Here is a 21,847-nt window from a genome sequence, read left to right as displayed (position 1 = left end):
CACCACGCGTGGTGCGGGGCCCACCCTTGTACCGGGTCAGGCGCGGACGACGGTCACCGGGCACGAGGCGTGCTGGGTGACGTGCAGGCTGACCGAGCCGAGCAGGGTCGCCTTGAAGCCGCTGTACCCGCGCGCGCCCACGACCAGCAGGTTCGCGCCCTCGGCCCGGTCGAGCAGGGCCTGTGCCGGGTTGCCGATCACGACGACCTTGTCGACGGCGGCGGCGCCCTGCGCGCCCAGGGCCTCCTCCAGCGTCTCGGTGAGCGACACGGTGGCCATGGCCTGGGGGTCGAAGTCCTCGGGGAGGCCCGGCATCATCGATGCCCAGCTGGTGGCGGGGTACTCCCAGCTGTTGACGGCCTCCACCGTGTCACCGGTCAGCTCCGCCTGGCGCACGGCCCAGTGCAGTGCCTTGACCGACGACTCGGAGCCGTCGACGCCCACCACGATCCTGCCCATCTCTGCCTCCAGCTGGGTTCTGCGGCTGTGCTCGGTGCTGTGCTCAGTCCCGCTCGCACACGTCTTCCCGTACGACTCTAGTCAAAACGGGCGAAACGGCGATTTTGTGGGCCCGGGCGGTCAGGCCGGGCGCAGGGCCGCGAGCTGCTGTTCGAACGGGACCACCGCGTCGTCAAGACCCGGGGTCCTGGCCGCGCCGGAGACTACGCGGCCGCCCGTGACGGCGTCGGCCAGCTCCCCGCCCGCGCGCCGGATGCGGGCGGGCAGGCCCTCGGTGTACTCATCGCCGGACGCGCCCCAGTCCTCCGACGCCGCGTAGACCGAGGTCGGCAGGGTGACGGCGCGCAGGTAGGCGAAGAGCGGGCGCATCGCGTGTTCCAGGACCAGCGAGTGCCGGGGCGTGCCGCCGGTCGCGGCGATGAGTACGGGCTTGCCGGTCAGTGCGGTGTTCTCGACCAGGTCGAAGAACGACTTGAACAGGCCGCTGTACGAGGCGGTGAACACCGGCGTGACCGCGATCAGCCCGTCGGCGCCCGTGACCGCGGCGAGCGCGTCCTCCAGGGCGGGCGGCGGGAAGCCGGACACCAGGTGGCTCGCGATGTCCGCGGCCAGGTCGCGCAGCTCGAACACCCGGACGTCGACCGGGCGGTCCTGCGCGGCCTCGGTCCGCTCCCGGGCGGCGGCGGCCAGGCGGTCGGCCAGCAGCCGGGTCGAGGACGGGTTGCTGAGCCCGGCCGATACGGCGACGATCCTCACGGGTTCGGTGGCGAACACGGTCAGCTCTCCTTCATGGCGGCGTGGGCGGGGTGCAGCGGCGCGGTCTCGGGGACACCGGCCGGGCGCAGGGCGGCGAACTCCTTGCGCAGGACGGGGACGACCTCCTCGCCGAGGATGTCGAGTTGTTCGAGGACCGTCTTCAGCGGCAGTCCCGCGTGGTCCATCAGGAACAGCTGGCGCTGGTAGTCGCCGACCGCGTCCCGGAAGGTCAGCGTCCGTTCGATGACCTCCTGCGGGGAGCCCACGGTCAGCGGGGTCTGCCGGGTGAAGTCCTCCATCGACGGCCCGTGGCCGTAGACCGGCGCGTTGTCGAAGTACGGGCGGAACTCGCGTACCGCGTCCTGGGAGTTCTTCCGCATGAACACCTGGCCGCCGAGGCCGACGATCGCCTGCTCGGCGGTGCCGTGGCCGTAGTGCGCGTACCGCCGGCGGTACAGCTGCACCATCTTCTTCGTGTGCTCCATGGGCCAGAAGATGTTGTTGTGGAAGAAGCCGTCGCCGTAGTACGCGGCCTGCTCGGCGATCTCCGGCGAGCGGATGGAGCCGTGCCAGACGAACGGCGGCACGCCGTCCAGGGGGCGAGGGGTCGCGGTGAACGACTGGAGCGGCGTACGGAACGTGCCCTCCCAGTCCACGACGTCCTCCCGCCACAGCTTGTGCAGCAGGGCGTAGTTCTCGATGGCGAGCGGGATGCCCTGGCGGATGTCCTTGCCGAACCACGGGTAGACCGGGCCGGTGTTCCCGCGCCCCATCATCAGGTCCACGCGGCCGTCCGCGAGGTGCTGGAGCGTTGCGTAGTCCTCGGCGATCTTCACCGGGTCGTTGGTGGTGATCAGCGTGGTCGAGGTCGACAGGACGATGCTCTTCGTCTGCGCCGCGATGTAGCCGAGCGTGGTGGTCGGCGACGAGGGGACGAACGGCGGGTTGTGGTGCTCACCGGTCGCGAAGACGTCGAGCCCGACCTCCTCGGCCTTGCGCGCGATGGCGACGGTGGCCTTGATCCGCTCGTGCTCGCTCGGCGTCGTACCGGTGGTGGGGTCGGTGGTGACGTCCCCGACGGTGAAGATCCCGAACTGCATGGCGTCCGCCTCCTGGTCGGTGATGGTTGAACGTTGAACTAGCTGGACGCATCGTACAACGGGGGGCGGAGGCGGGGTATTCCTTCCCGGCCGTGCTCCCCGGCATCGGTCCCGGGGACCAGGACCGATGTCCGATGTGCGCCGGCCGGCCCGCCGCATAGCCTGCGGCTCCGTGTGCGGCCGAGCGTGCCGCCCGACGAAGGGGCACCCGTGTCGTTCACCGCCGAAACGCATGTCCGCCTCGCCCGGCCCTCCCGGGATCTCGCCGCCGCCGAGCGGTTCTGGGTGGACGGGCTGGGGCTGACGGTCCTCTTCCGCGCGGACGCGGAACGGGAGCCCGGAACACATGACCTCCTCATGGTGGGGCATCCCGGCGCCTCCTGGCATCTGGAGCTCACGAGGGGACCGGTGGACCCCCGGCCCACCGAGGAGGACCTGCTCGTCCTGTATTTGGACGGCCCGGTTCCGGACGCCCTGGTGGCCCGGCTGCTCGCCCGCGGCGGTACGAGGGTCGGCTCACCGAACCCGTACTGGAACGAGTGGGGGGTGACGGTGGAGGACCCGGACGGGTACCGGCTGGTGCTCTGCCGGCGGAGTTGGCGGCCGTAGGACGGGGCGTCCCTCAGCGGCGGGTGAGCGCCCGCCGTCCCAGCAGTTCCGCCAGCCCCCGCCGGGTCGCGGCGATGATCACGCGATCCGTCGGGCGGAGCACGTAGCCCGGGTGGATGTTCCAGACGAGGGAGCCCGGGGCCACGTCCAGGGCCAGGACGCGCCAGGCGCCCTCGCGGAACGCCTGGTCGACCGTGCGGCCCTCCAGCTGGGGGTGGCCGCCGACCTCCACCGCCGCGAACAGGAGCACCTTGCGTTCGACCGGGATCGCGCCCAGGATCTGGCGGCCCATCATCGCGACCGCGAAGGAGGGGCCCGCCAGATGGGAGACCGAGCGGGAGCGGGTGATCGCCTGCGGGTGCGCCGTGCGCAGCGTGCGGTAGACCGCCGTGGCGAACTCGTCGTCGAACAGGCGGACCGTCACCCGCAGGTTCGGCTTCAACGAGCGCGCGTACAGCGCCGCCTCCAGGTTCGTGGTGTCGGCGCTGGTCAGCGCGAGGAGCCCGCGCGAGCGGCCGATCTTGGCCGCTTCGAGCACCCCCTCGTCCGTGACGTCACCGAGCACCACCGGCACGTGCAGCCGCCGGGCGAGGGGGATGCCCCGCGCCTCCGGGTCCTCCTCCACGCAGACCACCGGGATGCCCAGCTCCCGCAGGTGCACCAGGACCCGGGTGCCGATCTTGCCGAGGCCGAGCAGCACCACGTGCCCGGACAGCCCGCGCGGCGGCCGCCGCAGCGATGAGGCGCTGCGCAGTGAACCGAACGCCTCCAGGACCCCCGCCACCAGCAGCGGCAGGAGCATCAGGCCCGCGATGCCGGAGAGAATCTGGATCACCTGGCGGGCGGTGGGCTCACCGATCGCCGGGTCGCCCATCGCGAACAGGTCGAGCAGGGTGAGGTAGGCCGCGTGCAGCGGATGGTCGCCGGTGGTGAACGAGGACGCCACCGCCAGCCCGAGCACCGCGAGCCCCACGCCCAGCGCCGACCACCGCAGCCGCCGCGAGAAGAACTGGCTCAGCGGCGCGCTCCGGCCGCTCATCCGGGGCTTCGGGGCGGCCGGACCGGACTGGGTGACGGCCTCCAGGACGACCGTGCCGCGCCCGGTCGCCGAGGCGATCTCCGCCGGCCCGGGCAGCAGCTGCGGCCCCTCCGCGCCGCTGCTGTCGGAGCCCTCCGCGCCCGCCGGGTCGTGGGTGGTGGAGGAGAGCAGGGCCAGGGTGCATAGGCCGGGGTCGGCGATCTGGCCGCCCCGGGGCGGGATGCGTTCGGCGGCGCGCAGGAACAGGCCCTCGGCCCGGATCACCCGGGTCGACCCGGCGAGCGCGGTGGCCGCGAGCGCGGGCGCGGCGGTGTCGGCGTCGGACAGCACCGTGGTGGAGGCGTCGATCGCGGCCGGGTCGAGCCCGGGGGACGCGACGGCCGCCGCCTGGTCGAGCAGGGTCTCCAGATGCTGGCCCAGCTTGCGGTTGTAGAGCCGGATCACCAGCCGCACACGGGGGTTGAGCCGCCGGGCGGTGAGCGCGGCCCGGATGTTGCGCTCGTCGTCGTCGTAGACGAGGGCGACCGCGGAGGCCTGTGCGATGCCCGCCTCCGCCAGCGACTCGTCGGACGGCTCGGCCGCCTGGAGGATGCGCACCGCCTCGACGCCGGCGTTGGTGTCCCCGTCCGAACCGTGCGGCAGCCCGCCGCCGTTGCGGTTCATCGCGGACGCCATCCGCCCGAACAGCGCGGCGGCCCGCCCGCGCCCGCTCAGCGGCTCGTCCGGCCTGACCGCGCCCGGCTCCGGCGGCACGACGAGGGTGACCCGTTCCCCGTAGACGTACCGCAGCTCCACGGCGAGCCGCTGGGCGAGCGCGTCGTCTCCGCAGACGACCATGTGGCCGGAGAACGGGGAAAGTTGGGGTTGCTGGGGGAAGGAGGACACGTGTCCCAGCATGCCTTGCTCCCTTCCGGTGATCTACGGGACAGCCCTTGGGACGGTCAGCGGTCGCCGTGCGGCCCGGCCGGCAGACGGCGGGGGTCGGCGGCGCGCCCGATCGCCGTCTCGACGGCCGCGATCCGGTCCGCGAGCAGCCCCAGGGCGGCCACCGCACGGGTCATCGGATCGCCGCCGGGCCCGCCGAGCGCCTGTGTGCGGACGTACGTGGCGCAGAGCGCCGCCCACCGTTCGGCCTGCGCGGGTGTGAGCGTGTTCCGCAGCGCCGCGAGCTTCAGGAGCGCGGCCTCCGCGCCACTGGTCAGGGTCTGCGCCTCGCCCGCGTAGTGGTCTTCCACGACGGCGGACAGCTCGGCGTCGTTCATCACGGGCGCGATCCGCTCCGCGATCCGGTTCATGTTGCGATACGAACCCTGGAGCCGGAACGGCGGTTCGGTGCGCGTGGCGTCGGTCTGCGCTGCCGAGGCGATGTACGCGGCGTTGACCGCGAGCACCGTGTCGCGGGCCCGCAGCAGATGCCGCAGAACGGCGGCGATCCGGTCCACCTCGGCGGGCGCGCAGGGGTGCTCGAGCTGTTCCGGACGCGCCGTGGGATCGTCGGAGGCGAGCCGCAGCAGCAGCGCCAGGTCCTCGCGGGAGCGGCCGGCGAGCGGAGCCAGCACCGGATTCGCGGTCAGCGCGTTCTCCACGAAACTCAGCGCGAAGGTGTCCTCGCGGCCCGACAGCACCTCGCCCAGGTTCCACACGTCCGCCCGGTTGGCGAGCATGTCGGGCACCTGGAAGCGTGCGCCGGACTCGGTGTACGGGTTGCCCGCCATGCACACCGCGAACCGCTTGCCCCGCAGGTCGTACGTGCGCGGCTCACCGTCCCGCACCCCCTCGACGCGGCGCGTGGCGTCGCAGAGCGGGATGAACTTCTGGAGGAGCTCGGGCGAGGTGTGCTGGATGTCGTCCAGGTAGAGCAGCGTGTTGTTGCCCGCCTCCAGGGCGAAGTTGATCTTCTCGATCTCCTGGCGCGCGGTGGCGCTGCCCGCCTGCGCGGGGTCGAGCGAGGTCACGTCGTGGCCCAGGTTGGGGCCGCTGACCTTGACGAGGACGAGCCCGAGCCGGTCGGCGACGTACTCCATGAGCGTCGTCTTGCCGTAGCCGGGCGGCGAGACGAGCAGCAGCAGGCCCTGTGAGTCGGTGCGGCGGTCGGCGTCGGCCGTGCCCAGCTGCTTGGCGAGGCTGTCGCCGATGAGCGGCAGATAGACCTCGTCGAGCAGCCGATTGCGTACGAACGCCGACATCACGCGCGGCCGGTGGTCGTCAAGGCGCAGCCGGCTGCGCTCGGCGGCCACCAGGGCGGCGCGCCGGCGCTGGTAGGCGCGGAATCCCGGTACGGCGACGGCGCGGAACTCCTCGGTCCGGGCCAGGAGTTCGTCGATGCGGACGGTGAGCCGGCCGCGCTCGATGCGCGGGTGGACGCCGAGGAGCCCGTCGACGGTCTCGGTGAGCGGCGCGTCGGCCTCGTACCGGGCGAGCAGGGGCTCGGGACACAGCTCCACGGCGACGGCCTCCGCGAGGTCGCCCGCGTCGATGCCGGTGCCGCTCGCCTCGGCGTACGAGGTGAGCCAGCCCTCCACGAGCTGGCGCCGGGCCGGCAGGTCGTCGGCGAGGGCGGCGAGGTCGTCGTCGTACGCCGACGTCCCGGTGGCGCGGCGGAACTTGTCCAGGAACGTGACGACGCGGGCGCCCGTCACGAAGCCGTCGGGGCCGCCGGCCAGCTCCTCGAAGAGGTACACGGCGACGGTACGGGGGCTCTCGCCGCCGATCGCCGACGCCCACTCCTCCTGGAGCGCGGCGACCGCCGGGGCGAGCCCGAACGTCTCCCGGGCGCGGGCCAGCGAGCGGGCCCGGCACGTCCAGGAGACCCGGCGGGCCTCGTCCGCCTCATGGGCCCAGAACAGCTGGGCGGCGGCCCGGACGGCGGGCGGGAAGCGCAGCAGCCCGGCGCCCGCGTGCAGCCGCAGCAGAGCGGACAGGATCGCGGTCGCGTCCTCGTCGTGGACCCCGCGCTGGTACCCCTCGTCGTACGCGGCGGCAGCGGACTCCCGTACGAGCGCGGCGAGTCCGCCGTCGTCCAGGGAGGCCAGCCGGTCCGCGCCGTGTTCTTCCAGGAGGCGGGCGGCCAGATGCTCGCCCCGGTAGACGGCCGGGGACTCGGAGGGGAGCGTCCGGTCCCAGTACGGCCGGGTCGCGGCGAACTCCGGGTCGGTCACCGGCCTCCGGTAGTCGGTCCCCGTGACGGCGAACGCGAGCGTGCCGTCCTGCGGTACGAGGGTCAGCTCGAACGGCTGGGTGTTCACCGCGAACCGGTGCCGGCCGAGGCGGATCACGGCCCCGCCGTCCGCGTACAGCTCGTCCCGGTCGCGCAGGGCCCGGCCCGCCTCCTGGCGGGCGGCGAGCAGCTGCCCGTCCAGCTCCTCGGCGCGCACGGTGTCCCCGAGCGCCCGCAGCTCCTCGGCGCTCCGGCGGACCTTGGCGACCATCGGGTCGGAGGCGAAGAAGGTGTGGACGGCGTCCGCGTCGGGCAGGGCGGCGCTGCGCCGGGCGACCGTCTCCAGGACGCGCGCCGCCGAGTCCGCGAGGCGCTCGGTGCGGCGGGCCACCTCGTCCTGGAGGCCCTGCTTGCGCGCCGAGAACGCCTCGTACACCTCCGTCCGACGCTCGCCCAGCTCCGCCAGGAAGTCGTCGTACTCCGCGAACCGCGCCTCCAGGTTCTCCAGCCGGAGCAGCAGCCTGGCCAGCTGCTCGTCACAGGAGTCCGGCGTCCCGGCGGCGGCCAGCGCGGCCGTGACGGCCTGCCCGAGCAGCGCGGACTCGGCGGCGAACTCGGCCCGGCCCTCGTGGTCCGCCAGCGCGCGCCGGCGGGCGTCGAGCGTGGCGCGGGCCCGGTTGACGGCGCCCAGGACCTCCGCGATGCGCTCCAGGATCGACGTACGGACCACCCCGTCGCCGATGTCCAGTCCGGCGACGACGTCCGTGACCGTGCTCAGCCCGTCCGTCATGCCGGCCAGCCGGTCGCCGAGCGCGGTGGCGTCGGTGACCGTGGCGAGCCCGGCGGCCTCCTCGGTGAGGCGGGCGATGTCCTCGTGGTAGCCGGTGAACGCGTCGTCCCCGGCCAGGAAGGCGACCGCGCGGCGGGCGGCCGCCTCGATGTCCTCGGCGGTGGCGGCGGCCAGCTCCTCGATGCGCTCGGTGTCCGCGTACCGCATCTCCGCGAGGGTGGCCAAGCGGCCGTGCGCGCGGCGCAGTTCGGTGAGCCGGTCCACCCACACGGCGGCCGTGCGCGGGGCTTCGCCGCGGACCCGGCGGACCAGGGCGGTGATGCGGTCGGCCGTCTCGGTGAGCGCGTCGGCGGCCTGCCGGGTCAGCGCCCGGACCGCCTCGAACTCCGCGACGACCTGGCGCGCGGTCTCGCCCAGCTCGCCCAGCGGCTCGGCGAGCGCGCCCAGTTCCGCGTCGTCCAGCCAGTGGTAGCGGTCGCCCGCCCGTACGCAGTCGGCGACCAGCCGGTCGTACACGGCGGCGGTCGGCGTCGTCCCGGACGCGGCGTGCGCGAGGGCCAGGCAGTCGGAGATCCCGCGCACGAGGTCGGCGTTGCCGACCCGGGCCAGCGGGCCTTCACCGGCCGGACGGGACGCCGCGTACGTGTCGGAGACGTAGGGCGTCCGCCAGCGCTGCAGCGGGTGGACGCGCGCCGCGCCGCCCTCGCCGCCCTCCACCGGGTCGCGCAGCACGACGAGCGTGCCGTCGTCCAGCAGCGCGTGGCCCCGGCCCTGGAGCGGGGTCGCCACCTCCTGGCGGATCACGTTGTACGGCAGCAGCAGGCTGCGGCCGTCCTGCCGGGACCGGAAGACGTACAGCACGTCCTCGCCGTTCGGGGAGCGCACGGCTTCCTCGAAGACCGGGTCGGTGAGCGGACGCGCGATGTCGAACGTCCGGGCCTCGCCGGTCGTCAGGTAGAACCCGCCCGGGAAGATGATCCCCTGGTCCTCGGGGAGCCGTTGGCAGGCCGGGCCGATGCCGTCGAGGCGGGTGACGGTCCCGAGGAGCGCGTTGAAGACGAGGTGGCGCCACGCCTCCTCCTTGTACGGGCGCACCCGCAGCAGCACGAGCGGGCCCAGCTCCGCGTACTCGACCTCGGCGTCCGCGAGCGACTGGAGGGGTTCGGTGACCGGCTCCTCGTAGATCCCGTCCGGGGTCTCCGTGTCGTCCTCGGTCTTCACCGTGAGGGTGCCGCCGAGCGTGTCCACATACAGCTCGGCCGCACAGCCGATGGCGATGTGCGGGTGGCGCCCCGCGACGTGGGCCTCACGGCCCGCCGCCGTCCAGGCGAAGTCGTGCGACGGCGGGAAGACGTGGTCGCGCTCGCCGCGCGCGTCGATGAACGCGCCGGGGGAGCCGTCCGGGTTCAGTGCCCAGCGCAGGACCCGGATGTCGTCGGCGGTGTCGCCGGTACGGAAGACCGCCAGGAGGCGGCCCTCGGTCCGGCGCAGCCGCAGCAGGCGTGCGTCGCGGAAGTAGCGGTGCAGGCCGTCGAATTCACGGACGAAGGAGGCGTCGGCGAGCGGGGTGCCGGTGCCGGGGGCGAGGTCGACGGTGTACAGCGCGAGGACGTCCTCCACGGCGGGCCGGCTCTGCCGGCCCGGGCCGCGTTCGAAGCCGAACAGCAGCTCGCCGCCGAGCGCGACGAGGTCGCGGGGGGTGGACGGGCGTTCCGTCCGGATCTGCTCGCTGGCGAGGAGCTGGAGGCCGGTGGCGCCGAACGCCTCGGTGCGGCGGGCGTTGAGGGCGGTGGCCCTGCGGGTGAGCTCGGTGGCGTGGGCGCGCAGGCGGCGGCGCAGGACGTCGTAGTCCCCGGCGGCGGGGGCGGTCACGTTGTCCACGGGGTGCTCCTTGGTGGTCCTTGCGGTGGTGTCCTCGATCGCCGCCGGACGGGCTCGGGGGCCCGCCCCACCCGGCCCGTCCGGCGATGGAGGACGGACGGGGCCGGGGTGAGGCGCGCGGCACTGGCTCCGGTTCAGGCCACCGGCGTACCGTTCAGGCCCGCCGGGGCCGGGCCGCTCACCGGGACGTCCGCGAGCCCCAGCGAGCGCGCGTGGTCCAGCAGCGCGCGGACCTGGTCCGCGCCGACCCCGGACGACGGCGCGGCCATCATCCGCATCAGCAGTGCCGACACCGTGAGGTTCTGCACGTCGCCCGTGGACACCGACGACAGCACCCGTGTCAGGTCCTCCGTGAAGGAGGAGTCGCCGTTCAGCCACGGGCCGGCCAGGGTCTTCGCCGTGTCCGAGTTCGAGACGAAGCCGTCCAGGCTCTTGCCCATCGAGATGGACGACACCAGCCGGTCGAAGAACACCGAATCGCCGCCGACGATGTCGATGTCCGCGTTCTCCAGACCCGTGGCGAGCACCGTCGCCTGCGCTTCGGCGACCTGCCGCTGGACGTCGAGCCCCGCGAGCCGGATCTCCTTCTCGGCGGCCAGCCGCAGCCGGTACTCCTCGTGCCCGCGCGAGGCGTCGTCCAGCGCCGCCATCGCGGCCGCCTTCTCCGTGAGCCCCGCCGCCTCCGCCTTCAGCTTCTCGCCGATCATCGCCGCGTCGGCCGACGCCTGCGCCTGCGTACCCTCCGCGTCCGCGAGGGCCTTGAGACGGGCGCCCTCGGCCTCGGCCTTGAGCCGCGCGGACGTGGCCCCGGCCTCGGCGAGCCCCGTTTTCTCGATGACCTCCGCCTCCGCGTCCCGCACCTGGACGTCCGCGAGGCCGGGTGCCGCCGTCTCCGCCTGGACGCCCTCGGCCAGCCGCAGCTTGGCCTGCGCGTCCAGGTCGGCGGTCTTCAGCCGGGCCTCCGCGAGCGTCAGTTGCTCGGCCGCCCGGTGGATGGCCGCCGCCTCCGCCGCCTCGGCCGCCTTGATGTCCTTGACCAGCCGCTCCTGCGCCTCCGCCTCGGCGGCGATGATGACCGACTTGCGGGTGCGCTCGGCCTCCTCGACGGACCGGAGCGTCCTGATGGACTCCTCCTGCTCGGCGACCGTACGGTCCACCGCGATCCGCTCGCGGATGACGTCGGCGACCTCGCGGCGCTCCGCCTCGACCTCCTTCGTCGCGGCGATGCGGTTCAGCTCGGTCTCGCGCTCGCGCCCGATGACCTCCAGCAGCCGGTCCTTCTCGATGCGCTCGTTCTCGACGGCGATGACCCGCTCGCGGTTCTTCTGCGCGACGGCGATCTCCCGGGCCTGGTTCTCCCGCTGGATGCCGAGCTGCTCCTCGGTCCTGATGAACGCGGCCTGCGCGCCCAGGCGTTCCTCCTCCTGGACCCGCGCGGTCACGGCCTCCTCGCGGGCCCGCAGCGTCTCGACCTCGCGGCGCTGCTTGATCTCCGCCTCCGCCTGCCGGCGCTCCAGCTCCAGGATGGTCTCCCGGGCGTCGACGTCCTGCCGGGTGATCTCCTTCTGCTCGGTGCGCTGGAACTCGTTGGTGCGGACGTGTTCGATCGCGGTCAGCTCGGTGATCTTCCGGATGCCCTGGGCGTCCAGGATGTTGGCGCTGTCGAGCTGCGCCATCGGGGTCTGCTCCAGGAAGTCGATCGCCGCGTCGTCCAGGTGGTAGCCGTTCAGGTCGGTACCGATGACCCGGATGATCCGGTCGCGGAACTCCTCGCGCTTCGTGTACAGGTCCACGAAGTCCAGCTGCTTGCCGACGGTCTTCAGCGCCTCGGAGAACTTCGCCGCGAAGAACTCCTGGATGGCGACCTTGTCGCTGGCACGCTCGGTGCCGATCGACTGGGCGACCTTCTTGACGTCCTCGACGGTCTTGTTGACCCGCACGAAGAACGTGATGTGGATGTCGGCGCGGATGTTGTCCTGGCAGATCAGGCCCTCGCGCCCGGTGCGCCGGATCTCGATGGTCTTGACCGAGATATCCATGGACTCGGCCTTGTGCAGCACCGGCAGGACGACGGCACCGGTGAAGGTCACGTCGACCTTCTTGGTCTTGGAGATGATCAGGGCCTTGCCCTGCTCCACCTTGCGGAAGAGCCGGGTGATGATCAGCAGCACGGCTACGGCGATGAGCAGGACCACGGCGACGAGCAGGCCGAGGCCCAAGGAGATGGCATCCATGACAGTCCTTGGCGGCTGGGATAACGGAAGTGAGCGGTTTCACGTGAAACACGGCGGGGTGGCACACGGCGTCCGGGCAGCCCGGACGGGCACACCGCGCCCATAGCGGCGGTGGCTCAGACGGCGGGGCCGGAGGCCGTACGGCCGTGCGGTGGGCCCGGGTCGAGCGCCTTGTCGTAGGCCGAGACCCAGAAGAACTCCCCGGCCTCGTCGTAGGCGTACAGCAGTCCGGAGCGTCCGGAGGTCAGCTCCGCGTCTACGGGCCCCAGCTGGCGCACCTGGACGGTGGCGGTGGTCCCGTCGTCGGCGGTGACCTCGGCCTGGCCGAAGTCCGTGGAGACCGAGCCGGTACGGATCGTGCAGACGCGGCCCAGGAAGTCCTGGCGCGATGGCGGAGGCTGGTCGGGGAACAAGCGCCGGAAGTGGTGGACGAGCAGCCGCACCGCACCCCAGGCGAGCAGCAGCGCCCCGGCGAGGACCGCGCAGGCCAGCACGGCGCGCAGCGCTCCGGTGGCGCCCGAGCGGTGCACCAGGACCGAACCGGTCAGGGCGGAGAACCAGCCGACGGCGATCATCAGGGACACCGAGACGGTGACCGGGACGCCTCCGACGCCCGCGAGATCGGCGTCCAGGTCGGCGTCGAAGGAGTGGTGGTCGGCCGCGCCGACCAGGACGAGCAGCCAGAAGGCGATGACGACGACGAGCGCGGCGGCGAAGAGTACGGCCGGGAAGGACAGCGTCGCGTCCGTGAATTCCCGCATCGATCCCGACCCCCGTCCGTTCCGCCGGCGGTGCCGCCGGTGTCCGCGCGGACCGGTCGGTGACCCCGGTGCCGCGGTGTCACCCTCGACGACACCGCGGCATCCGGGTCTTCCCCCGATCCCCCGTGCACCCCCGCGATTCCCCCGTTTTCCCCCGTGGTCCCCCGGTTGGTGCTGACAGGATCGTGTCATCCGGGGGCGCCCGGTCGCATTGCCGGAACACGGCAACGTTCGCCGGTCCCCGGTGCCGGGCACCGGCACCGGCCCCCGCGCGTTGGGCCGGGTACGTGTGCGAAACAGGAACGGAGGCGGACGCGTGGCGGAACCGGTGATTCCCGAAAGCTTTCTGGAGGATTACGCGCGGATACTCGGCGAGGCGGCCGTCTCGGGCCGCCGGCTCACCCGTGAGGAGCTGGAGTCCCGCCGCGCCCTGGGCCGGGAGGCCGCCGAGGCAGGCCACCAGCTCCGGGCCCTGGTCCGCATGCATCTGGCCGAGACCCGCGCCGCCTGGCCCACCCTCGCCCCCGGCGCGGCCCCCGCCGCCGCGGCGGCCTCCGCCGACAGCGCGCTGGCCGCGATGGAGCAGGCGGTCGACGCCTTCGCCGACGGCTTCGAGCGCGCCCAGCGTCTCACCGTGCGCCGCGAGGAGGCCGCCAGGCGCGAGTTCATCGACGACCTCCTGTACGGGCGCAGCGATCTGGGCCGGCTCGCCGAGCGGGCCACCCGCTTCGGGCTGCGCCTCTCGCGCGCCCACGCGGTGGCGGTGGCGACGGGCCCGGAGGCGTACACCGAGACCGAGGCGGTGCCCCGGCACGTGGAGTCGGCGATGCTCGCCCGGTTCGGCGGGCGCAAGATCCTGCTCACCACGAAGGACGGGCGCATGGTGTGCGTCGCGCCCGGCAGCCAGCCCGACGTCCTGCGCTACTTCGCGAAGCAGGCACACGCGGCGACGGACGGCGGCCGGGTCGCCGTCGGCCGCCCCCACCGGGGCCCCGGCGGCGTCGTCCAGTCGTACGACGAGGCGCTGGACGCGCTGGACCTTGCGGACCGGATGGACCTGGACGACCCCGTGCTCTACGCCGCCGACCTGCTGGTCTACCCCGTGCTGACCCGGGACCGGCAGGCCATGGCCGATCTCGTGCGCAGTGAGCTGGGACCGCTCCAGAAGGCCCGGGGCGGCGCCGAACCGCTCCTCAGGACGCTGTCGGTGTACTTCGACGCGGGCTGTGTCGCCGCCGAGACCGCCCGCCGCCTCTCGCTGAGCGTCCGGGCCCTCACGTACCGGCTGGAACGCATCCACCAGCTGACCGGCTCCGACCCGGCGGACCCCCAGCACCGCTACACGCTCCAGACCGCGGTGATCGGCGCCCGGCTCCTCGACTGGCCCGCCAAGGAGATCTGAGCCCGGGCCGGCAGGGCCCGGCTCCACATGCGGGACGGGCGGGCTCCGCCTAGCGTGATCAGCCGGGGGATTCCGGCGGTGTGCGCAGTGAGGGAGATCCGCCCCATGGCCCGTGAAGCAGGTCCCCGAGAAGCAGGAACCCGCAGGGCGAACCCCCGTGAGGCGCACCCCTCCCACCGCTGGTGGGTGCTCGGGGTGATCGGTCTGGCCCAGCTGATGGTGGTGCTCGACGCGACGATCGTGAACATCGCGCTGCCCTCCGCCCAGCAGGATCTCGGCTTCAGCGACGGCGACCGGCAGTGGATCGTCACGGCGTACGCCCTGGCCTTCGGCTCGCTGCTGCTGCTCGGCGGACGCATCGCCGACCTCGTGGGCCGCCGGGTGGTCTTCCTGACCGGGCTCGTCGGCTTCGCGGTCGCCTCCGCGATCGGCGGTGCCGCCCCGAGCTTCGAGATCCTGGTGCTGGCCCGCGCCCTCCAGGGCCTGTTCGGCGCGCTGCTCGCCCCGGCGGCGCTGTCCCTGCTCACGACGACGTTCACCGTGCCCAGGGAGCGGGCCAAGGCGTTCGGGATCTACGGCGCCATCGCGGGGGCGGGCGGTGCGGTGGGGCTGCTGCTCGGCGGGGTGCTCACGGAGTACCTGGACTGGCGCTGGTGCCTCTACGTCAACCTGGTCTTCGCGTTCCTCGCGTTCGCGGGCGGCTGGCGGCTGCTGACCGCGGGGGCGCCGGCGGACCGGCCCCGGCTCGACATCCCGGGGACGCTGCTGGTCTCGGCCGGTCTCTTCTGCATCGTCTACGGGTTCTCCCAGGCCGAGTCGCATGCCTGGAGTTCGCCGCTGACCTGGGGGTTCCTGATGGCGGGCGCGGTGCTGGTGGCGGCGTTCGCGTGGTGGCAGACGAGGGCGGCGCATCCGCTGCTGCCGATGCGGGTGGTGCTGGACCGGGACCGGGCGGCGTCGTTCCTCGCGATGTTCATCTCCGGCGGCGGGATGTTCGGCGTCTTCCTCTTCCTCACGTACTACTTGCAGAAGAGCCTGGGCTATTCGCCGGTCTCCACCGGGCTGGCCTTCATCCCCATGGTCGCCTGCATGATCGCCTCCTCCATGACCACGACGAACGTGCTGGTGCCCCGGCTGGGCCCGAAACCGATCGTGCCGACCGGGATGGGCATCGCGGCGGTCGCCATGGTGTGGCTGACCGCCCTGGACCTGGACAGCAGCTACGCCGCCCATGTGCTGCCGCCGCTGCTCTGCCTGGGCATCGGCCTCGGCGCCGTCTTCGCCACGGCGATGAACCTGGCCACCGCGGGCGTCGGGGCGCGGGACGCCGGGGTGGCCTCGGCGATGGTCAACACCAGCCAGCAGGTCGGCGGCTCCATCGGTACGGCCCTGCTGAACACCCTCGCCACCAGCGCCGCCACGAACTACCTGGTGGGCCGCAGGCCGACCCCGCCCGCCGTCGCCCAGGCCCAGCTGGAGAGCTACGCCACCGCGTACTGGTGGTCCGCGGGCTTCTTCGCCCTCGGGCTCGTCGTCACCCTGTTCCTGTACCGGCCCGGCGCACCCCGCCCGCACCTCGCGGAGGAACCGGCGCGAGCCTGAGGGTCAGCGCTTCGCGCCCTCGGTGAGCCGGACGAACGGGATCGACTCGCCCACCCGCCGGTAGTCCTCCGGGCTGCCGTCCACTTCGAAGCCCATGTACGCGCAGAGCCGGCGGGCGACCCGGGGATGGCGGGGCGCGTACCGCACCATCAGCTCACCGCCCTCCTCGGAGGTCAGCACGTGCGCGGTCACCGCGTGGAACCGGCGGCCGGCCTGCACCGTGGCGTGCGGGGTGCGCTCCAGGTTGCGGAACCAGTCCGCGCCGGGCCCGAAGCCCGAGGCGACGGTCCAGCAGGCCCGGCCCTCGTGGGTGCCCGCCTCCACGACCTCGATGGCGGTCCGGCGGGGGAGGCCCGAGACGCGGCCGGTGTGGACGAGCAGCAGCAGCCGGCCCCCGAAGAGCGGCCCGAGCCCCATGCGGAACATGTGGACGGGCAGCCGGAAGGCGGTGCGCCGCCAGCCGGTCGGCGGGGCCGGGCGCCGGGGAGCGGGCGAACCCGCGGATTCATGCGTCACTATGCAAACGTTGCACAATCCAAAGGTCGGGGCCAGTGCGCGCCGTCGTCGTTCCGGTACCGGTTGGGCGGCGTTTCCGTATCGAGTGACCGCCGGTTCGAGTCAGCACGCCGGGCGCGGTAGAAAGGGGCATGGCCGCGCACGGACAGGCACCCGCTGACCCCCCGACCGCCCCGGACCGGGACGACGTCGACGCGGTGACGCGCGCGGTGCTGACCGCGTCGAGACTGCTGGTCGCGGTGTCCGCCCGGTCGCTCGCGGCGGTCGAGGACCGGGTGACGCTGCCCCAGTTCCGGCTGCTCGTGGTGCTTTCCACGCACGGGGAGGCCAAGCTCGTCACCCTCGCCGAGCGCCTCGGCGTAAACCCCTCGACCGCGATGCGGATGCTCGACCGGCTGATCGCGGCGGGCCTCGCGGAACGTCAGGTCAACCCGGCCAACCGCCGCGAGACGGTGCTGCGGGTGACGCCCGAGGGCCACCGGCTGGTCGAGGAGGTCACGGCCGGCCGCCGCCGGGAGGTCGCCTCGATCGTGGAGCGCATCGCGCCCGAGCAGCGGGCCGCGCTGATCGACGCGCTGCGGGCGTTCACCGACGCGGGCGGCGAGGCGGCGGCCCCCGCGGAGGGCACCGACGCCTACCCGCTGGGCTGGACGCCGGACCTGCCGGCGGGGGCCTGAGGGGCGGGCCTGCCGCCCGCCCCGTGCCGCCACGGGGTCACTCGGTCGACGCCGAGACCTCTTCCCGGGCCGCGGGGACCGCTTCACCGCTCGCCGCGGCCGGCGCCGGAGCGCCCCCGTCCTTGCCGCGCCACTTCTGGACGCGTTCGACCACCGGCTGGGTCCAGCGCGCGGTGAGCGGGCCGACGATGACCAGGATCAGGACGTACGCCGTGGCGATGGGGCCGATGCGGGGCTCCGTCGCCACGGCCAGACCGGCGATGACGATGGAGAACTCGCCGCGCGCGACGAGCGTGCCGCCCGCCCGCCAGCGCCCGCGCGGTCCGATACCGGCGCGCCGGGCCGCGTACCAGCCGGTGCCGATCTTCGTGAGGACGGTGACGACGGCGAGCAGCGCGGCCGGCAGCAGCACCGGCGGGATCTCGGCCGGGTCGGTGGAGAGCCCGAAGAACACGAAGAAGACGGCGGCGAACAGGTCCCGCAGCGGGGTCAGCAGCTTGCGCGCGCCCTCCGCGACCTCACCGGAGAGCGCGATGCCGACGAGGAACGCGCCCACGGCGGCCGACACCTGGAGCTGCTGGGCCACCCCGGCGACCAGGACGGTCAGGCCCAGCACGACGAGCAGCAGCATCTCCGGATTGTCGGAGGAGACCGCGCGGCTGATCAGTCGGCCGTGCCGCAGCGCCAGGTAGAGCACCAGGCCGACCGTGCCGAGCGCGATCAGCAGGGCGATGCTGCCGCCGGCGAGGCCGACGCCCGCGAGCATCGCGGTGAGCAGCGGCAGGTAGACGGCCATCGACAGGTCCTCGATGACCAGCACCCCGAGGATGACCGGGGTCTCCCGGTTGCCGAGGCGCCCCAGGTCCGCGAGGACCTTCGCGATCACCCCGGACGAGGAGATCCAGGTGACACCGGCGAGCGCGACGGCCCCGACCGGGCCCCAGCCGAGCAGCAGCGCGGCGACCGCGCCCGGGGTCGCGTTGAGCACGAAGTCCACGGCCCCGGACGGGTACTGCGTCTTCAGGCTGGTGACCAGCTCGGACGCGCTGTATTCGAGGCCGAGCAGGAGCAGCAGCAGGATGACGCCGATCTCGGCGCCGACGGCGGTGAACTCCTCGCTGGCCCCGAGCGGCAGCAGCCCGCCCTCGCCGAAGGCCAGCCCGGCCAGCAGGTAGAGCGGGATCGGCGAGAGTCCTATCCGGCCGGCGAACCGCCCGATGATGCCGAGTCCCAGAATGACGGAGCCGAGCTCCACCAGCAGTGCGGTCGTGTCGTGCACGGTCAGCCCTCCGCGATGATCTCGGAGAGCGTGTCGACGCCCTCGCGCGTTCCGACGGCGACGAGCGTGTCGCCGATGGCGAGCCGGAAGTCCGGCCCGGGTGACGGGTGCGCGCTGTGGGTGCGCAGCACCGCCACGATCGAGGCGCCGGTTCGGGTCCGCGCCTTGGTGTCGCCGAGCAGCCGGCCGCCGTACGGCGAACGGGTGCCGAGCGGGATGTGCTCGGTGACCAGGTCGATTCCCTCGGTCCGTACGGCGTCGATGGGCGCCGCGTCGATGAGGTGCGCGAGGCCGGTCGCCTCCTGTGGGGTCAGGGGGACGGAGAGCCGGCACGAATCAGGGTCGTCCTGGTCGTAGAAGCCGATGAACCGCCGCCCGTCGTGGTGGACCACCACGGAGATGTGCTGTCCCGACTCGGTCGTGTAGTCGTACTGGACGCCGACTCCGGGCAGCGTGGTGCGGTGGGTTCCCATGGCTTCCTCCCGAGGAGCGCGGTACGCGCGAGGCACTTGGTGATCTCTTTAGACTCGCATTACCTTATCCGGGGGTATGCGCCATCCCCGAGGGGCGCTTTCCGGCCACCGTCCCGCGCCCCGGCGCACGCGTGCCCGGCCGGTTGCGCAACCGGCCGGGCACGCGGGTCTGGTCGTGGGACGGATCAGTCGCTGATCTCGATCTTCCCGTTCTTCTCCGGCAAGGCCGCCGGGGCCCCGGCCACCGGTTCGGCGGCGGCCGGCTTCGGCACGGCGCCCCTGAGGTTCTGGAGCAGCGCGGCGAGGTCGACCCCGGTGGTGGAGCTGAGCAGTTCCATGCCCTGGGCGACGTTGTCCGTGACCGTACGGGACAGCCGGCTCGCGCCGTCCGTGGAGATGACGGTCATCTTGTCGATCGCGCTCATCGGCTCGGCGGCCTTGGCGACGACCTGGGGCAGCACCTCGACGAGCATCTGGAGCACGGCCGCGTCGCCGTACTGCGCGAAGGCGTCGGCCTTCTTCCGCATGGCCTCGGCCTCGGCCGACCCGCGCGCCGCGATGGCGGCGGCCTCCGCCTCACCCTCGATGCGGACCGCCTCGGCGAGCGCGGTGCGGTGCAGCTTCTCGCCCTGACCGGTGAGCCGGGCGCGCTCGGCGGCCGCCTCGGCCTCCTTGACCTGGGCGATGCGGCGGGCCTCCGCCTCCTGCTCGGCCTGGTAGCGGGCGGCGTCGGCGGGCTTGCGGACCTTGGTGTCGAGCTCGCGGTCGGTCAGCGCGGCCTGGCGCTCGGCGACCTTCTCCTGCTCGGTGAGGACCTCCTGCTGGCGGGCGGCCTCGGCGAGCGGACCGGCGGCGTTGGCCTTGGCGGCGGCCGCCTCCGTCTCCGCCTTGATCTCGGCCTGCTTCAGGTAGAACGTCCGCTCGGCGATCGCGATCTCCTCGGCCGCCTTCAGCCGGGCCTGCTCCGAGGCGCGGCGGGCGATGGCCTCCGCGATGTCGGCCTCCTGCTTGGCGCGGGCGGCCTCGGGGCGGCCCAGGTCCTCCAGGTAGGAGCCCTCGGTGGTGATGTCCTGGATCTGGAAGGCGTCCAGGATCAGGCCCTGGCCGGACAGGCTCGCCTCGGCCTCCTCCGCCACCTGGCCGGCGAACGCGGCGCGGTCGCGGATGATGTCCTCCACGGACATCCGGCCGACGATGGCACGCAGTGCGCCGGACAGCACCTCCTGGGTGAAGCCGACGATGCCGTCCTGCTGGCGCAGGAAGCGCTGGGCGGCGGCCCGGATGGCGTCCTCGCTGCCGCCGACCTTGACGATCGCGACGCCTTCGAGGTGCGCCTTGACGCCGCGCAGGGTGACGGCGCCGCGCACGGCGACCGGGATGTGCCGGCTGGACAGGTCCAGGGTGAACTTCTGCTGGACGAACGGCACGACGAAGACGCCGCCGCCGACGACGACCTTCTGGCCGCTGTTGTCGATGCTGGTCCGGCCGGTCACCGGGTCGACGGACTTCTTGCCCCGGCGGCCGGTGATGATGAACGCCTGGCTGGGGCCGGCCACCTTGTAGCGGGTGATCACGGCGAGGGCGAGCAGGAAGAGGAGTACGACGACTCCGGCGATCGCGATCATTACGGGACTCATGCGGTTTCCCCCTCTGCCTCCTGACGGGGGCAGTCGTGAGACGAGCGGTGATGGGGCCGGGCGTACCGGTCAGCGTTCGACGGGACGGACCGACACCGAGGTGCTGGAGAGCGACGCCTCGACCCAGACCTCGGCGCCGCGCGCGACCGGCACCGTGCTCTTCGCGGACAGCTTCACGAGCTGGCCGCCGAGGCGGAGCAGGACCTCGCCGTAGCCGTCGGCCGGGATCGCGGTGACCACCGACCCCGACGTGCCGACCAGGTCCTCGTCGCGCGGCGTCGCGTCGGTCTGATCCCGCATCAGGGCGCGGCTGAACTTCCAGGTCAGCAGGGCGGCGACCAGGCCGGCCGCGATCCCCGCCACAGTGGCGAGGAGGGTGCCCGCACCGGTGGTGCCGAGCACGATGGCGCCGCCGAAGCCGAGCATCGACACGAAGCCCGCGATCACCGGAAGGGAGACGAGCCCGCCGAACAGGCCCTCCAGCAGGCCCCCGAAAAGGCCCTCCAGGATCCCGTCGAAGATCAGCGACAGGGCGAGCAGAGCGACCCCCGCGATGCCGAGACCGAGAAACAGGGTCATCTGGTCACCCCTCCCGGCCCCCTCGGTCCCTGTGCTGCTTTTCCGTCGAACTGGCTGGATGGTCCCATACGCACCCCCGAGGCAACATTGCCGGAACCCGGCAATCTTCTACGTGTTGTTGATGCCGGAGAGACGGTCGGCCAGGGAGTCCAGGGACTGGAAGGTGGCCCCCAGCAGCGCCACGTGCTTCCACCGCAGCACCCCCTCGCCGTCGATCAGGAAGACCGCGCGCCGCACCCCGATCCCGGGCGCCGCGACGCCGAAGGCCCGGGCGGTCTCCCGGCCCGGGTCCGCCAGCAGCGGCATGCGCAGTCCATGGGCGAGGGCGAACGACTCGTGGCTGTCCACACCCTGCGGGCTGATCCCCCACACCTCCGCGTCCAGTGCGTCGAAGGTCTCCATGCCCGAGGAGTACGAGCACAACTGCTTCGTGCACACGGTGGTGTTGTCGCCCGGGTAGAAGGCGAGGACCAGGGCCCGCCCGCGCGCGTCCGCGAGCGAGTACGCGCGCCGCTCGAAGGCGTCCCCGGCGAGGACGCCGCCCGAGAGGGTGAAGTCCGGGACGGGTGAGCCGAGTCGCGGTGACGATCCCATGGGGTGCCCTTCGGTGTGCTGCGCCCGGACGGCGGTGGTGCCGCCCGTGTCGCGTACAGCATGCCTCCGTCACAGGGGACGGTCAGTCACCCGTGGACGGTTCCGGTCCGGTGAGGAACAGCCCGAGGAGCACGGCCGGTACGGGGACGGCGCACAGGACGGTGAACACGCCCTGCGGTCCGTACGCCTGCGCCGCCGCACCCAGCGCCGGGGCGCAGACGGGGAACTCCGTGCAGGCCCTGCGCGTCGGGCACGCCCTGACACCCGCCACCCGGCGGTGCTGCGGATGCGGGAGCGGGCGG

18 protein-coding genes are annotated in these 21,847 nt (G+C 73.2%); 4 read left to right on the top strand and 14 right to left on the bottom strand.

The features are described from left to right. Window positions 1–36 precede the first annotated feature (36 nt). The 3 genes from ACLQ2N_RS14555 to ACLQ2N_RS14545 all read right to left on the bottom strand — a co-directional run bounded on the left by ACLQ2N_RS14555 (window position 37) and on the right by ACLQ2N_RS14545 (window position 2,315). On the bottom strand, window positions 37–459 hold the full coding sequence (locus ACLQ2N_RS14555; RefSeq protein WP_425812838.1) for a universal stress protein: 423 nt from the start codon (window positions 457–459) through the stop codon (window positions 37–39). Window positions 460–579: 120 nt separating this feature from the next. Then, a complete protein-coding gene (locus tag ACLQ2N_RS14550) occupies window positions 580–1,233 on the bottom strand; it encodes a CE1759 family FMN reductase (RefSeq protein WP_425812836.1) in 654 nt (217 codons plus the stop codon). Window positions 1,234–1,235: 2 nt separating this feature from the next. Next, complete coding sequence (locus ACLQ2N_RS14545) at window positions 1,236–2,315, bottom strand: LLM class flavin-dependent oxidoreductase (RefSeq protein ID WP_425812834.1); 1,080 nt, start codon at window positions 2,313–2,315, stop codon at window positions 1,236–1,238. Between the two features lie 210 nt (window positions 2,316–2,525). On the opposite strand from ACLQ2N_RS14545, the gene ACLQ2N_RS14540 reads away from it, so the two are divergent. Further along, complete coding sequence (locus ACLQ2N_RS14540; protein ID WP_425812832.1) at window positions 2,526–2,924, top strand: VOC family protein; 399 nt, start codon at window positions 2,526–2,528, stop codon at window positions 2,922–2,924. Between the two features lie 13 nt (window positions 2,925–2,937). Here ACLQ2N_RS14540 and ACLQ2N_RS14535 read toward each other — a convergent pair whose 3' ends face one another. The 4 genes from ACLQ2N_RS14535 to ACLQ2N_RS14520 form a co-directional block, all read right to left on the bottom strand. After that, the gene (locus ACLQ2N_RS14535) at window positions 2,938–4,860 is read right to left on the bottom strand and encodes an NAD-binding protein (protein WP_425812830.1); all 1,923 of its coding nucleotides are present in this window, start codon (window positions 4,858–4,860) and stop codon (window positions 2,938–2,940) included. Window positions 4,861–4,904: 44 nt separating this feature from the next. After that, window positions 4,905–9,791 carry a DNA repair ATPase gene (locus ACLQ2N_RS14530; RefSeq protein ID WP_425812828.1) on the bottom strand — a complete coding sequence of 1,629 codons (4,887 nt, stop codon included), beginning with the start codon at window positions 9,789–9,791 and terminating at the stop codon, window positions 4,905–4,907. Between the two features lie 134 nt (window positions 9,792–9,925). Further along, window positions 9,926–12,025 carry a flotillin family protein gene (locus tag ACLQ2N_RS14525; RefSeq protein ID WP_425812826.1) on the bottom strand — a complete coding sequence of 700 codons (2,100 nt, stop codon included), beginning with the start codon at window positions 12,023–12,025 and terminating at the stop codon, window positions 9,926–9,928. A 116-nt stretch (window positions 12,026–12,141) separates the two neighbouring features. After that, window positions 12,142–12,786 carry a hypothetical protein gene (locus tag ACLQ2N_RS14520; RefSeq protein WP_425812824.1) on the bottom strand — a complete coding sequence of 215 codons (645 nt, stop codon included), beginning with the start codon at window positions 12,784–12,786 and terminating at the stop codon, window positions 12,142–12,144. Between the two features lie 316 nt (window positions 12,787–13,102). Here ACLQ2N_RS14520 and ACLQ2N_RS14515 point away from each other — a divergent pair, with 316 nt between their 5' ends. Then, the gene (locus ACLQ2N_RS14515) at window positions 13,103–14,188 is read left to right on the top strand and encodes a PucR family transcriptional regulator (protein ID WP_425812822.1); all 1,086 of its coding nucleotides are present in this window, start codon (window positions 13,103–13,105) and stop codon (window positions 14,186–14,188) included. A gap of 105 nt (window positions 14,189–14,293) precedes the next feature. Then, on the top strand, window positions 14,294–15,790 hold the full coding sequence (locus tag ACLQ2N_RS14510) for an MFS transporter (RefSeq protein WP_425812820.1): 1,497 nt from the start codon (window positions 14,294–14,296) through the stop codon (window positions 15,788–15,790). 3 nt (window positions 15,791–15,793) lie between these two features. Here ACLQ2N_RS14510 and ACLQ2N_RS14505 read toward each other — a convergent pair whose 3' ends face one another. Then, entirely contained in the window at window positions 15,794–16,306 is a 513-nt protein-coding gene (locus ACLQ2N_RS14505) for a nitroreductase family deazaflavin-dependent oxidoreductase (RefSeq protein WP_425812818.1), read from the bottom strand. A gap of 131 nt (window positions 16,307–16,437) precedes the next feature. Here ACLQ2N_RS14505 and ACLQ2N_RS14500 point away from each other — a divergent pair, with 131 nt between their 5' ends. Beyond that, window positions 16,438–16,983 carry a MarR family winged helix-turn-helix transcriptional regulator gene (locus ACLQ2N_RS14500; protein WP_425812816.1) on the top strand — a complete coding sequence of 182 codons (546 nt, stop codon included), beginning with the start codon at window positions 16,438–16,440 and terminating at the stop codon, window positions 16,981–16,983. Between the two features lie 37 nt (window positions 16,984–17,020). On the opposite strand, the gene ACLQ2N_RS14495 is transcribed toward ACLQ2N_RS14500, so the two are convergent. The 6 genes from ACLQ2N_RS14495 to ACLQ2N_RS14470 form a co-directional block, all read right to left on the bottom strand. Next, complete coding sequence (locus ACLQ2N_RS14495) at window positions 17,021–18,262, bottom strand: cation:proton antiporter (RefSeq protein WP_425812814.1); 1,242 nt, start codon at window positions 18,260–18,262, stop codon at window positions 17,021–17,023. Between the two features lie 2 nt (window positions 18,263–18,264). After that, a complete protein-coding gene (locus ACLQ2N_RS14490; protein WP_072487793.1) occupies window positions 18,265–18,735 on the bottom strand; it encodes a cation:proton antiporter regulatory subunit in 471 nt (156 codons plus the stop codon). A gap of 185 nt (window positions 18,736–18,920) precedes the next feature. Continuing rightward, a complete protein-coding gene (locus ACLQ2N_RS14485; protein WP_425812812.1) occupies window positions 18,921–20,372 on the bottom strand; it encodes a flotillin family protein in 1,452 nt (483 codons plus the stop codon). Window positions 20,373–20,441: 69 nt separating this feature from the next. Next, on the bottom strand, window positions 20,442–20,951 hold the full coding sequence (locus ACLQ2N_RS14480) for an NfeD family protein (RefSeq protein WP_425812810.1): 510 nt from the start codon (window positions 20,949–20,951) through the stop codon (window positions 20,442–20,444). A 108-nt stretch (window positions 20,952–21,059) separates the two neighbouring features. Further along, complete coding sequence (locus ACLQ2N_RS14475; protein WP_425812808.1) at window positions 21,060–21,545, bottom strand: peroxiredoxin; 486 nt, start codon at window positions 21,543–21,545, stop codon at window positions 21,060–21,062. A gap of 82 nt (window positions 21,546–21,627) precedes the next feature. Beyond that, a complete protein-coding gene (locus tag ACLQ2N_RS14470) occupies window positions 21,628–21,816 on the bottom strand; it encodes a hypothetical protein (RefSeq protein ID WP_425812806.1) in 189 nt (62 codons plus the stop codon). Window positions 21,817–21,847: the final 31 nt, after the last annotated feature.

Origin of the sequence: Streptomyces sp. DT224, from assembly GCF_049844595.1 — a bacterium.
GTDB lineage: Bacteria > Actinomycetota > Actinomycetes > Streptomycetales > Streptomycetaceae > Streptomyces.
This window is presented reverse-complemented; position numbering and strand designations above follow the sequence as displayed.